This is a genomic window from Cupriavidus agavae, assembly GCF_004217045.1.
In the GTDB taxonomy this organism is placed as follows: Bacteria; Pseudomonadota; Gammaproteobacteria; order Burkholderiales; family Burkholderiaceae; genus Cupriavidus; species Cupriavidus agavae.
Genome location: NZ_SGXM01000001.1, coordinates 843,815 through 856,674, shown reverse-complemented (window position 1 = coordinate 856,674; position 12,860 = coordinate 843,815). Strand labels below are relative to the sequence as shown.

The following is a 12,860-nucleotide window of genomic DNA, read 5'->3' as shown; positions in this document are numbered from 1 at the left end:
ATCGAATAATCACCTCTCACCCAAATAAAAACCCGCTTGGTTTCACCCAAGCGGGCTCAGTCTGGCGGAGCGGACGGGGCTCGAACCCGCGACCCCCGGCGTGACAGGCCGGTATTCTAACCAACTGAACTACCGCTCCGTTGTTGGTTGCTGACTGGAGCATCGCTCCGGACAGCCAACTGGACGAATGATTACGTCCAATGTCTGGCGTCCCCTAGGGGATTCGAACCCCTGTACTCACCGTGAAAGGGTGATGTCCTAGGCCTCTAGACGAAGGGGACAGAAACTTTGGTGGAGCTAAGCGGGATCGAACCGCTGACCTCTTGCATGCCATGCAAGCGCTCTCCCAGCTGAGCTATAGCCCCAATAGTTACTGCCTTGCTGCTCTTGCCACCGGATTTTACTGCGTTTCCGGCGAAGCGGCGATTATAAACAACTCACCGCATTTTGCAAGTCCCTTTTTCCTGTTTTTCAACCGGGCTGTTTGACTTGCGTCGCGCAGCAGGGAGAACGAGATTATGCTGAAGTCGCGGCCGGAGCGCAAGCCCCTGCCGCGACTTTTCCGCACATTTTTACGCAGCGCCCAGGCGGCGCAGCACCGTGTCGCGGCCGATCAGTTCCAGCACCGCGTCGATGCTCGGCGTTTGCAGTTGCCCCACCACCAGCAGGCGCACCGGCATGGCCAGCTTCGGCATCTTCAGGCCGAACTCGGCCAGCACGGCCTTGAACGTGGCATTGATGGCCTCGCGCTTCCACTCGGGCAGCGCGGCAAGCTGGGTGGCCAGCGCCCGCACGGCCGGCCGGATCTCGTCCGTCAGATGCTCGGCCTTGAGCGCGGCGTCGGGCTGCGGCTCGCCGCGATAGAACAGCATCGCGGTCTGGGCCACTTCCCTGAGCGTGTTGGCGCGATCCTTGACCAGCGCGATCACGCCCACCAGGTCGGCGCCCTCCACCTTGCCGCCCTCGGCCTCGATGAACGGGCGCGTCAGCTCGGCCAGGCGCTGGTTGTCGCCGGTCTTGATGTAGTGGTTGTTGAGCCAGGCCAGCTTTTCCGGGTTGTATTGCGCCGGCGACTTGCCCAGGTGCTCCAGGTCGAACCACTCGACGAACTGCTCGCGCGAGAAAATCTCGGCGTCGCCGTGCGCCCAGCCCAGGCGCGCCAGGTAATTGACCACGGCTTCGGGCAGGTAGCCTTCGTCGCGGTAGCCGGTGACCGGCATCGCGCCATGGCGCTTGCTCATCTTCTCGCCCTGCTCGTTCAGCACGGTCGGCAGGTGGGCGTAGACCGGCACCTCGCCGCCGAGCGCGCGGATGATGTTGATCTGGCGCGGCGTGTTGTTGACGTGGTCGTCGCCCCGGATCACGTGCGTGATCTTCATGTCGAGGTCATCGACGACCACGCAGAAGTTGTAGGTCGGCGTGCCGTCCGGGCGCGCGATGACCAGGTCGTCGAGTTCGTCGTTGGAGATCTCGATCCGGCCCTTCACGGCGTCGTCCCACACCACGCTGCCGCCGATGGGGTTCCGGAAACGGATCACGGGCTGCACGCCGGCGGGCGGCTCGGGCAGCGTCTTGCCCGGCTCGGGACGCCAGAAGCCGTTGTAGCGCGGCTTTTCGCCGGCGGCGCGCTGGGCCTCGCGCAGCGCGTCGAGTTCCTCGGTGCTCATGTAGCACGGGTACGCCAGCTCGCTGTCCACCATCTGCTGCACCACCGCGCGATAGCGGTCCATGCGCTGCATCTGGTAGAACGGGCCCTCGTCGATATCGAGATCGAGCCAGGCCATGCCCTCCAGGATCACGTCGACCGCCTCCTTCGAGGAGCGCTCCACGTCGGTATCCTCGATGCGCAGGATGAAATCGCCGCCCATGCGGCGGGCAAAGGCCCACGGGTAGAGCGCGGAGCGGATATTGCCGAGGTGGATGAAGCCGGTCGGGCTCGGCGCGAAGCGGGTGCGGACGCGTTGTGTCATGGTCGGAAGAAACAAAAAGGCCCGCGCACGGATGCGCGCAGGCCGGATTTCGCTGGATGCGGCATTATACGCCTCCCCTTCCGCCGCCTGCGGCTGGCGCACGTGCCGCGGAATCATTTATGCTGCGTCCGGTCTGAGACGGGTCGGCCCGCTCCGCTTCGCGCCCGTGGCGCACGCGATGGCCGGCGCGTCACTTCTCCTGGTTTTCTTCCTGATGCAACGACGACATTTCCTTGGCGCCTCGGCCGCCATGCTGCTGGCAGCCTGCTCGTTCGGCCCGAAGCCGGCGCCCGTCACCCCGCCCGTGGCCACCGCGCCGCCCGTCACGGCGCCGCCGCGCCCGCTGCGCATCGGCCTGGCGCTCGGTGGCGGCGCGGCACGCGGCTTTGCCCATATTGGCGTGATCAAGGCGCTGGAGGCCCAGGGCATCCATCCGGAGATCGTCACGGGCACCAGCGCGGGATCGGTGGTGGCGGCGCTGTATGCCACCGGGCTGAACGGGTTCGAACTGAACAAGCTGGCCCTGACCATGGACGAGGCGTCGATTGCCGACTGGGCCCTGCCCTTCGGCACCAGATTCGGCGGCTGGCTCAAGGGCGAGGCGCTGCAGAACTACGTGAACCGGCTGGTCAAGAACCGGCCGATCGAGGCCATGAAGCTGCCGCTGGGCATTGTCGCCACCGATCTCAAGACCGGCGAGCGCATCCTGTTCCGGCGCGGCAACACGGGCCAGGCGGTGCGGGCGTCGAGCAGCGTGCCGGGCGTGTTCCAGCCGGTGTCGATCGCCGGGCATGACTACGTCGATGGCGGGCTGGTGGAACCGGTGCCGGTGGATGCGGCGCGCGAGATGGGCGCGGACTTTGTCATCGCGGTCAACATTTCGGCCGATCCGTCGAGCCAGAAGAACAACGGCCAGAGCGGCGTGCTGCTGCAGACCACGGCCATCATGGGCCAGTCGATCAACAAGATGTCGCTGGCGCGCGCCGACGTGGTGATCCGCCCCGACCTGCCCGACATGGGCGGCAGTGACTTCGCATCGCGCAACCGCGCGATCCTGGCCGGGGAGCAGGCCACCGCCGCCGTGCTGGCCACACTGCGCGAGAAGCTGGCACTGGCACGGTCCCGCCCCGTCGCCACGGTGGGCGCGGCGCCCTGACGACGTTGGGCAGTCAGGCTGACAGGATTCGTCAGCCCGATCGACAGCCGCTGTCACCCTGCCCCGCGCGACGGGCAACAAAAAAGGACTGCCGGAGCAGTCCTTTTTTATTTGGCCGGAGCCAGATCCCGGTCAGCCGCCGACGAGGATCGAGCGGCCCTGGGCGTTCGGATCGTAGCGCTTGAGCGTCTCGATCATGCCGCCGGTGGTGTCCACCGAGCCGCGCGCCGAATCGTCGATGCGGCGTGCGCCGTTGTAGCGCGTGACCCAGTAAGAGGCGCGCATGTCGTCAACGCGGATCTTGCTGCCGGTGGACGGTGCGTGCACGAACTTGTTGTCGCCGATATAGATGCCGACGTGCGAGAACGTGTGGCGCATCGTGTTGAAGAACACGAGGTCCCCCGGACGCAGTTCGTTGACGGCCACGGTGGTGCCCACCTGGCTCATTTCCACGGACCGGCGCGGCAACATGAAGCCGAATGTGTCGTTGAACACGTAGCGGACGAAGCCGCTGCAGTCCAGGCCCGATTCGGGGCTGTTGCCGCCGAAGCGGTAACGCACACCAATCAGTCCCAGCGCGTTCATGACCAGGTCGCCAGCCTTGCTGGCAACGTTGCTGGTGGAGCTCATGACCGACGACAACAAGCCACGCTTGTGTTCCGGATGGTCGGCGGCCTGGTCGGCACGCGCTTCGATCCGGGCGTCAGGGTCCTTGAACACCGTATCCGCCAGCACTCCATTCGACACAGTCGCACCGCAGGCAATGGCAATTCCGATAGCGGCACGCGCCAGCGAATGAAGTACCGTTTGCATTGGCTCTCCTGATGATCGGACAAATCTGACCGGCTTGTCAGACATAGCCGGACAGCGAAAAGACATCAGGGCGGAACGTACGCAAGAAGTACGCCTGCAGCGCTGCACCAGCCGCGTGCAACTCCGGCCCTCCCCAGGGCCTGCATGCGGCGGACGAACCACCCCCGACAAAACTTATCGCGGAATACTAAAGTACCCACCCTGACGTGTCAAAGTTGGTTACAAATTCCCCGCAAAAGACCGGCAAATCAATGAATTAGCGTAAAAAAGTCATCTTGATTGTTAGATTCCCTATAAAGGAATCCTGTGTCAGTGCCGTTAAACACGGCCCTGCCATCACATCACCGTGGCGGCACCCAACTGGGCGGCCGCCATCAGCTTTCTCGTATACGGATGCTGCGGCGCGCCGAGTACCGTGTCGGTCTCGCCCGATTCCACCACTTCACCGTTCTTCATGACGATGACTCGGTGCGCCATCGCACGGATCACGGCCAGATCGTGGCTGATGAACAGGTAGCTGAGGTTGTACTTGTGCTGCAACTGCGAGAGCAGCGCCAGCACCTGCTGCTGGATCGACACATCAAGTGCCGAAGTCGGCTCATCGAGCACGAGCACCTGCGGTTTGAGGATCAGCACGCGCGCGATGGCGATACGCTGGCGCTGCCCGCCCGAGAACTCGTGCGGATAGCGGCCGAGCGCGGTGCGGTCGAGCCCGACCTCGCGCAACGCCTCGATGACCAGTTCCCGCATGGCTTCGGGCGACAGCCCCGGCTGGTGCAGGGCCAGGCCCTCCCCCACGATCTGCTCGATCGTCATGCGCGGCGACAGCGAGCCGAACGGATCCTGGAACACCACCTGCATGCGCGAGCGCAGCGAACTGCGTTCCTTTGCCGTGCAGGCGTCGAAGCTGCGCCCGAGGAAGCGGATCGCCCCGGCGCTCTTGCGCTGCAGCGCCAGCACCGCATGGGCCAGCGTGGTCTTGCCCGAGCCGGACTCGCCGACGATGCCGACCGTCTCGCCCTCGCGCAACTGCAACGTCACGTCCTTGACCGCAGCGAATGCCTCCTTGCCGAACCAGCCGGCAAACCCGGGGCGCTTCTTCTGATAGTTGACGCACAGCGCGTCGGTTTCCAGCAGCACCGGCGCCAGCGGCACCAGCGGCAGCACCTCGCGCTTCGGGCGGCTGTCGATCAGCTTGCGCGTGTACGGGTGGCGCGGATTGGCGAACACTTCGGCGGTCTCGCCGGTCTCCACCAGCACGCCCTTCTCCATCACCCCCACCCGCTGGGCGAACGCTCGCACCATGTTCAGGTCGTGCGTGATCAGCATCACGGCCATGCCGAACTCGGCCTGCAGGCTGCGCAGCAGATCCAGAATTTGCGCTCGAATGGTCACATCGAGCGCCGTGGTGGGCTCGTCGGCCAGCAGCAGCTTGGGGCGGCAGGCCAACGCCATGGCGATCATCGCGCGCTGCCGCTGGCCGCCCGAAAGCTGGTGCGGAAAGCTGTTGAAGCGGTTGGCGGCGTCGCTGATGCCGGTGCGCTCCAGCAGCGCGATGGCCCGGTTGCGCGCGGCGCGGCGGTCCAGCCCCTCATGCAGCGCCAGCGTCTCGACGATCTGGTTGCCGATCGTATAGAGCGGGTTCAGCGCGGTCATGGGCTCCTGGAAGATCATGGCGATCTCCGAGCCCCGGATGCCACGCATCTCGCGGTCGGACACCTGCAGCAGATCCTTGCCCTCGAAGCGGATCGCCCCGTGGTAGTGCGCGTCCCCCACCAGCCGCAGCATGGCCAGCGCGGTCACGGTCTTGCCCGAGCCCGATTCGCCCACCAGCGCGTAGCGTTCGCCGGCGCGCAGGTCGAAGCTCACGTCGCGCACCGCGCGGGTGGCGTGCTCGCCCTCGCCGAAGGTCACGGACAGGCGGTCCACGCACATCAGTTGCGTGCCCGGGGCCGGAGGAGCCACGGTTTCGTCGAACAGCGATGTCACCGAGCTCATGGCGCGGCCTCCGCCGCCGGGCTGCCGGCCGGCACCTTGGGCTCCACGCGGCCGCGCAGTTGCGCCAGGCCCAGGCGGGTATCGAAGGCGTCGCGCAGCGCATCGCCCATGAAGGTCAGCAGCAGCAGCGTGACGACCAGCACCGTGAACGTGCCCAGCGAGATCCACCAGGCATCGAGGTTGGCCTTGCCCTGCGCCAGCAATTCGCCCAGGCTCGGCGTGGTGGGCGGCACGCCCAGGCCCAGGAAGTCGAGGCTGGTCAGCGCCAGGATTGCCGCGCTCATGCGGAATGGCAGGAACGTGATCACCGGCGTCAGGCTGTTGGGCAGGATATGGCGCCACATGATCTGCACGTTCGACAACCCCAGCGCGCGGGCGGCCTTGACGTAGTCGAGCGAGCGGTTGCGGTAGAACTCGGCCCGCACGTAGTCCGACAAGCCCATCCAGCCGAACAGCGAGAGCAGGATCACCAGCAGCGCCAGGCTCGGCTCGAAGATCGAGGCGAAGATGATCAGCAGGTACAGCTCCGGCATCGCGCTCCAGATCTCGATGGCGCGCTGCGAGAACAGGTCGAAGCGCCCGCCGAAGAAGCCCATCAGCGCTCCGGTCAGCGTGCCCACCAGCACCCCTATCACCGTCAGCGCCAGCCCGAACAGCACCGAGACGCGGAAGCCGTACAGCAGCCGCGCCAGCACGTCGCGGCCCCGGTCATCGGTGCCGAGCCAGTTGTCGGCCGACGGCGGCGCCGGGTTCGGCTCCTTGGCGAAGTAGTTCAGCGAATCGTAGGAATACCGGTTCGGCGGAAAAATGGCGAAATTGCCATTGGTCGTGATGCGGTCGCGGATGAACGGGTCGAGATAGTCGGCCGGCGTCGCAAAATCGCCATCGAACGTGGTCTCGGAGTAGACCTTGACGATCGGGAAGTAGTACTCGCCCTTGTAGCGCACCATCAGCGGGCGGTCGCTCGACAATAGTTCGGCGCCCATGCTCAGCACGAACATGATGACGAACAGCACCAGGCTCCAGTAGCCAAGCCGGTTGCGGCGAAAGCGCTGCCAGGCGCGCTGGCGGGGAGACAGGGAGTGCGGCAGGCTGGCCACGCCGGCCGCTGCCTTGGCGCGGAATCTCATCGGTGCATCCCCTCGAAGTGGATGCGGGGGTCCACCATCACGTAGCAGACATCGGAAATCAGGCGGGTCACGAGGCCGATCAGCGTAAACAGATAGAGCGTGCCCAGCACCACCGGGTAATCGCGGCGCAGGACGGCTTCATAGGACAGCAGGCCCAGCCCGTCGAGCGAGAACAGCGTCTCGATCAGCAGCGAGCCAGTGAAGAAGGCGCCGATGAACGCCGCCGGAAAGCCCGTGACGAGCGGAATCAGTGCATTGCGGAACACATGCTTCCAGAGCACGCGCCGCTCGGACAGACCCTTGGCCCGGGCGGTCAGCACGTACTGCTTGCGGATTTCCTCCAGGAAGGCGTTCTTGGTCAGCATCGTCACCACGGCGAAGCTGCCCACGACCGAGGCCGTGATCGGCATCACCAGGTGCCACAGGTAATCCATGACCTTGCCCATCAGCGAGAGCTGCTCCCAGTTGTCGGAGGTCAGCCCGCGCAGCGGGAACCACTGCAGGAAGGTGCCCCCGCCGAACAGCACCAGCAGCAGCACGCCGAGCACGAAACCGGGGATCGCGTAGCCCACCAGCACGATCATGGTGCTGATCACGTCGAAGCGGCTGCCCGCGCGGATCGCCTTCGAGATGCCGAGCGGCACCGATATCAGGTAGGTCAGGAAGAACGTCCAGAGCCCGAGGCTGATCGACACCGGCATCTTGGACTTCACCAGTTCCCAGACGCTGCGGTGCTGGAAATAGCTCTGGCCCAGGTCGAACTGGGCAAAGCGCTTGAGCATCATGAAATAACGCTCCAGCGGCGGCTTGTCGAAGCCGTACAGCGCCTGGATTTCCTTGATCTTCTCGGGGTCCACGCCGCGCCGGCCGCGGTATTCCGCCCCGCCGCCGCTGGCTTCCGCGGCGCCGCCGCGGCCCTTCATTTCCATCATCATCTGCTCGACCGGGCCACCCGGCACGAACTGGATCACGACGAACGTCAGCGTGATGACCCCGATCAGCGTCGGGATCATCAGCAGGATTCGCTTCAGCAGATAGGCAAGCATTGGCCTCCGGGGTCCTTACTGGGTGCGCGGCGCGAGGTCGTTGCGCCACCAGTTGGAGAGAATCCAGCCCTCCGCGGTATAGAAGTACGGCAGGCGCGCCGGGTACGACAACTCCTTGCGGTACGACACGCGGTGGGACGCACTGTACCAGTTCGGCACGATGTAGTAGCCGTGCATCAGCACGCGGTCCAGCGCGCGGCCGGCCACCACGAGGTCGTCGCGCGACTCGGCGTGCAGCACCGCGTCCACGAGCTTGTCCACGGCCGGCGACTTGAGCCCGAACAGGTTGTCGGAGCCCGGCGTGCCGGCGGCCTCGGTCGTGAAACGGTCGCGCAGCTCGTTGCCGGGGCTTTGCGAGTCCGGGAAACGGATCGACACCATGTCGAAATCGAAATCCTCCAGCCGCTTCTGGTACAGCGCGAAGTCCGTGGTGCGCTGGTGCACCTGGATGCCGAGCTTTTCGAGGTTGCGCACGTAGGCCGTGATGACCCGGCTCATCGCGCCGCCGTCGTCGAGGAACTCGAACACCAGCGGCTCGCCCTTGGCATTGCGCAGCGCCCCGTCGGCGTAGGTCCAGCCGGCCTGGGCCAGCAGGCGCCGGGCGTCGCGCAGGTTGTCGCGGAGCGACCGCGGCGGGTTGGTGGTGGGCTGCACCACGTCCACGCCGAACACCTCGGGCGGCAGCTCGCGGCGCAGCGGCTCCAGCAGCTTCAGTTCGCCGGGGCCGGGCTTGCCGTCGAACGTGGTGCTCGCGGCCAGTTCGCTGTTCGAGAACCAGCTGTCGAGACGGCGGTAGGCGCCGTAGAACAACTGGCGGTTCAGCCATTCGAAGTCGAGCGCCAGGATCAGCGCGCGACGCACGTTCACGTCCTGGAAGATCGGCTTGCGCATGTTCATCACGAAGCCCTGCATGCCGGCGCCGTTGCGGTGCGGGAAGTCGGTCTTGATCAGGCTGCCGTCGCGGAAACGCTTGCCGACATAGCTTTTTGCCCAATTCTTGGAGCGGTACTCGACGATGGCGTCGAATTCGCCGGCCTTGAACGCCTCCAGCCGCGCCGTCTCGTCCTTGTAGAGCCGGTAGACCACGCGGTCAAAGTTGAAGGTGCCGCGCCGCACGGCCAGGTTGCGGCCCCAGTACTTGGGATTACGCTGGAAGATGATGCCGCGGCCGGCATCGAACCGCTCGATCCGGTACGGGCCGCTGGCTACCGGCTCCTCGAACGTCAGCTTCTCGAACGGCGTCTTGGACGTCCACTTCTTCGAAAAGATCGGCAACTGGCCGACGATCAGCGGCAGTTCGGCGTTGCGTTGCTTGAAATCAAAGCGCACGGTCCGCTCGCCGGTCACCACCACGGCTTTTACGTCCGAACACATGCTGCGGTAGCCCGGACTGGCGGACTTGCTCATCAGCATGTCGTAGGAATACTTGATGTCGGCGGCCAGCACCGGGTCGCCATTGTTGAAGCGCGCCTCGGGCCGCAGGTGGAACGTGACCGAGAGCTGGTCGGGCGCCACGGTCACGTCGTCGGCCAGCAGGCCGTAGGCGCTGGCCGATTCGTCGGCGCTGCTGACCAGCAGCGTCTCGAACATCAGCGAGGTCAGGCCCGGCGCTGCCGTGCCCTTGAGCGTGAACGGATTGAACTTGTCGAAGCTGGTGCGCCGGTCCGGATTGGCCAGCGTCAGCGTGCCGCCCTGCGGGGCCGCCGGATTGACGTAGTCGAAATGCGGAAAATCGGCCGGATACTTCAGGTCGCCATGCAGCGCGAAACCATGGCCGGCGTAAGTAGATGGCACAGATAGGGGAAAACCCGCAGTCAGGATCGACAGCGCGAGACCCCAATGCACCACCGCGCGTCGACGGAAGCACCGCCCTGCCGCCCAGCGCGGCCAACGTGCATGAATCAGCATCCGGTTGCAGACCTCCACAATGCCCGAGACAGCCCGGCGGCTTGTGGCCGGGCGAAGTTGTGCGACAATTTTACATGTGTTCGGATGGCGCCCAGCCATCCGGACATTCCCTCTACGCGGCGCAACAAAAGGCGGGGTCTAATCCTCGCCGTGCACCGGACCACGGGCCGGTGCACGAAACATGCCCGTCCTCACAACCATCATGGAGTTTCTATGGGATTTCTGGCAGGTAAGCGGATCCTGATCACGGGCTTGCTTTCGAACCGCTCGATTGCCTACGGCATTGCCTCGGCATGCAAGCGCGAAGGCGCCGAACTGGCCTTCACGTACGTGGGCGAACGATTCAAGGACCGCATCACGGACTTCGCCAAGGAATTCGGTTCCGACATGATCTATGACTGCGACGTCGGCAGCGACGAGCAGATCGCCGCCACGTTCGCCGCCCTGGGGCAGCGCTGGGAAAAATTCGACGGGCTGGTGCATTCGATCGGGTTCGCCCCGCGCGAAGCCATCGCCGGCGACTTCCTCGACGGCCTGTCGCGCGAAGGCTTCCGGATCGCCCACGACATCTCGGCCTACAGCTTCCCGGCACTGGCGAAGGCCGCACTGCCGCTGCTCAACGAGAAAGCCTCGCTGCTGACGCTGAGCTACCTGGGCGCGGAGCGCGTGGTACCGAACTACAACACGATGGGCCTGGCCAAGGCCTCGCTCGAAGCCAGCGTCCGCTACCTGGCCTCGGCCATCGGCCCGAAGGGCATGCGCGCCAACGGCATCTCCGCCGGCCCGATCAAGACCCTGGCCGCCTCGGGCATCAAGGACTTCGGCAAGCTGCTCAAGCACTTCGAAGACGTGGCCCCGATGCGCCGCAACGTGACGATCGAGGAAGTCGGCAACGTGGCCGCCTTCCTGCTCTCCGACCTCGCCAGCGGCGTGACGGGCGAGATCACGTACGTGGACGGCGGATACAACATCGTGGGGACGGCGGTGGAGGAGTGATCCGACCCGTTGTTCCGATGTTATGAAAGCGCCCTCGGGCGCTTTTTTCTTGTGGTCTTGTCGTTGGACCCAATGCCTTACACGTGAAGGACCATCGACTGCAACAAGGCCGTCAGATCGCGGCGCTGATCCACGATCAGGTGGATGTAGACGGTATCGCCCCTTACCTCATAGATGATCCGGTTCCGGCCGCAGTTCACTTCGCGGAATCGGTCAGCGGTCAGCGCACCGAGTTCGTCGACGGGGTGCCCGCTCTCCGGATACTCCCGGATTCGTTCGATGGATGCCCGAATCAGGGCATACGACGCTTCCCAGACAGGCAAGCCAAATGCATCCACCACATAGCGCCGGACGCGCATCAGTTCTGCCTTCCCGCTGTCGAGAAGCTTTGCTCTCAGCAGTTTGGAAGCCATCAGCGCCGTTTCTCTTGCCTGTCCAGTTCGTCCAACTCGGCAAACACATCGTCGATATCAGAAAACTTGCCCTGCTCGATCTGTTTCTGGCCGAGCGCGAGGATCTTGAGAAGCGCCAGCGTCTGCCGATCGGCTTCGTAGCTACGCACGTCCTGAACGACGAGCTTGGCTTCGCCGTTCTGCGTGATGATCAGCGGCTCGCCAGACTCGGCAAGGTCCTTGACGATCTGGGCTGCCTCGCTTTTGAGATAGCTGATGGGCTTGATGTGATTTGTGATGCGCATTTTTCCGTCCGCTATGGATCGGACTGAATATAGTCTTTTATCAGTTCTCCATCAACCCCCCGCCAAAAACCCACTGTTGCAAACCGAGCGCAGCGCCTCTACTCAGAAGTACTGCGCTCGGCTTACGTAGCATCTTCAATTGATTTGTTCGAGCTTTTCTTCGAGCCAGGCCATAGAACCGCGGAAACTCATAAAATCTGCGTGGTCACCCTCCCGCCACCCCTTCGATCACCCCCACCGCCCTTCCCGCCGCTGGCGACAGCGTCCGCTGTTTCAGCCACACCACCGAGAACTGCATCGTGACTTCGGGCAGTTCCGGCACGTCCAGTGTCACCAGCTTTCCCGCCTTCAGTTCTTCGGCGACCGCGCGCGTGGGGCCCAGCAGCAGGGCGTCGGCGTTCCGGACGAGGTGGGTCAGGGCCCGGAAGTCGTTGCTTTCGACCTGGAACGGCAGGTCCTCGCCGGGCTTGCAGCGCAGCAGCTTGCGCAGGCGCTCGTGGGTTTCTGGCGGAAATACTACGGAAACGAGGGCCGAGGCGCGCAGGGTGGCGATATCGACCGGGCCGGCGGCCAGCGGATGGCCGGCGCGGGCGAAGATGCCGCCGGGGCCGGCGGGAAGGCGGCGGACTTCGAGTTCGGCCACGGTGGGCACGGTGCTGTGCTCGATCACGACGAAGTCCACCTGCTCGGCGTAGAGCGCGTCGAGCAACGCGCGCGGATGGTTGACCTCGGTGGCGATGCGCAGCTTGGGCCACTGCCGGTGCAGCTCGCAGAGCAGTTCGGGCAGCAGGATGGCGGCCGGGAAGGCGCCGAAACCGATCTGGACGCTGCCGATCTCGTGCTGGCGCACCAGGGCAAGATCACGCGCGAGACAGCCCGATTCGAACAGGATGCGGCGCGCGCGCTCGGTGACCATGCGGCCCACGGCGGTCAGCGTCACGCCGCGCGCGCCCCGGTCGAGCAGCACGGCGCCGGCCTCCTCTTCAAGCGCCTGGATGCTGCGCGTCAGGGCGGGTTGGCTCAGGTGGACACGCCGGGCCGCCGCCGCCAGCGAGCCCTCCTCCGCCACCGCCACCAGATGTTCGAGCCGCTTCAGGTTCATCCATGCACTCCCCGCATTGCTGCGATACGAAATTTGCAATTGAA

At 65.0% G+C, this 12,860-nt stretch carries 11 protein-coding genes and 3 tRNA genes; 2 read left to right on the top strand and 12 right to left on the bottom strand.

Features of this window, described 5'->3' with window-relative positions; genetic code table 11:
• Positions 1-62: 62 nt before the first annotated feature.
• The 4 genes from EV147_RS03945 to gltX form a co-directional block, all read right to left on the bottom strand.
• A tRNA-Asp gene (locus tag EV147_RS03945) sits at positions 63-139 on the bottom strand.
• 66 nt (positions 140-205) lie between these two features.
• Positions 206-281, bottom strand: a tRNA-Glu gene (locus EV147_RS03940).
• Positions 282-289: 8 nt separating this feature from the next.
• A tRNA-Ala gene (locus EV147_RS03935) sits at positions 290-365 on the bottom strand.
• Positions 366-572: 207 nt separating this feature from the next.
• On the bottom strand, positions 573-1,970 hold the full coding sequence (gene gltX / locus EV147_RS03930; RefSeq protein WP_130389798.1) for a glutamate--tRNA ligase: 1,398 nt from the start codon (positions 1,968-1,970) through the stop codon (positions 573-575).
• 214 nt (positions 1,971-2,184) lie between these two features.
• Here gltX and EV147_RS03925 point away from each other — a divergent pair, with 214 nt between their 5' ends.
• Positions 2,185-3,126, top strand: coding sequence for a patatin-like phospholipase family protein (locus EV147_RS03925; RefSeq protein ID WP_130389797.1), 942 nt, complete (start codon positions 2,185-2,187; stop codon positions 3,124-3,126).
• Positions 3,127-3,258: 132 nt separating this feature from the next.
• On the opposite strand, the gene EV147_RS03920 is transcribed toward EV147_RS03925, so the two are convergent.
• The 5 genes from EV147_RS03920 to EV147_RS03900 all read right to left on the bottom strand — a co-directional run bounded on the left by EV147_RS03920 (position 3,259) and on the right by EV147_RS03900 (position 10,021).
• Positions 3,259-3,939 (bottom strand): C40 family peptidase, encoded by a 681-nt coding sequence (locus EV147_RS03920; protein WP_130389796.1) that lies wholly within the window; start codon positions 3,937-3,939, stop codon positions 3,259-3,261.
• Between the two features lie 336 nt (positions 3,940-4,275).
• Positions 4,276-5,874: an ABC transporter ATP-binding protein gene (locus tag EV147_RS03915; protein WP_407923214.1), complete on the bottom strand. Its 1,599-nt coding sequence runs from the start codon at positions 5,872-5,874 to the stop codon at positions 4,276-4,278.
• A 59-nt stretch (positions 5,875-5,933) separates the two neighbouring features.
• Complete coding sequence (locus EV147_RS03910; RefSeq protein ID WP_130389794.1) at positions 5,934-7,067, bottom strand: ABC transporter permease; 1,134 nt, start codon at positions 7,065-7,067, stop codon at positions 5,934-5,936.
• On the bottom strand, positions 7,064-8,113 hold the full coding sequence (locus EV147_RS03905; protein ID WP_130389793.1) for a microcin C ABC transporter permease YejB: 1,050 nt from the start codon (positions 8,111-8,113) through the stop codon (positions 7,064-7,066). The genes EV147_RS03910 and EV147_RS03905 overlap by 4 nt, the downstream gene beginning before the upstream one ends.
• Positions 8,114-8,128: 15 nt before the next feature.
• On the bottom strand, positions 8,129-10,021 hold the full coding sequence (locus EV147_RS03900; protein WP_130389792.1) for an extracellular solute-binding protein: 1,893 nt from the start codon (positions 10,019-10,021) through the stop codon (positions 8,129-8,131).
• Between the two features lie 213 nt (positions 10,022-10,234).
• Between EV147_RS03900 and fabI the strand changes: the two genes are divergently transcribed.
• Positions 10,235-11,017: an enoyl-ACP reductase FabI gene (gene fabI, locus EV147_RS03895; RefSeq protein ID WP_130389791.1), complete on the top strand. Its 783-nt coding sequence runs from the start codon at positions 10,235-10,237 to the stop codon at positions 11,015-11,017.
• Between the two features lie 77 nt (positions 11,018-11,094).
• Here fabI and EV147_RS03890 read toward each other — a convergent pair whose 3' ends face one another.
• The 3 genes from EV147_RS03890 to EV147_RS03880 all read right to left on the bottom strand — a co-directional run bounded on the left by EV147_RS03890 (position 11,095) and on the right by EV147_RS03880 (position 12,816).
• Positions 11,095-11,430: a type II toxin-antitoxin system RelE/ParE family toxin gene (locus EV147_RS03890; RefSeq protein WP_130389790.1), complete on the bottom strand. Its 336-nt coding sequence runs from the start codon at positions 11,428-11,430 to the stop codon at positions 11,095-11,097.
• Positions 11,430-11,714, bottom strand: a complete 285-nt coding sequence (locus EV147_RS03885; protein WP_130389789.1) for a type II toxin-antitoxin system Phd/YefM family antitoxin — start codon at positions 11,712-11,714, stop codon at positions 11,430-11,432. Before EV147_RS03885 ends, EV147_RS03890 begins: the two co-directional genes overlap by 1 nt.
• 205 nt (positions 11,715-11,919) lie before the next feature.
• The gene (locus tag EV147_RS03880) at positions 11,920-12,816 is read right to left on the bottom strand and encodes a LysR family transcriptional regulator (protein ID WP_235844599.1); all 897 of its coding nucleotides are present in this window, start codon (positions 12,814-12,816) and stop codon (positions 11,920-11,922) included.
• Between the last annotated feature and the right edge of the window lie 44 nt (positions 12,817-12,860).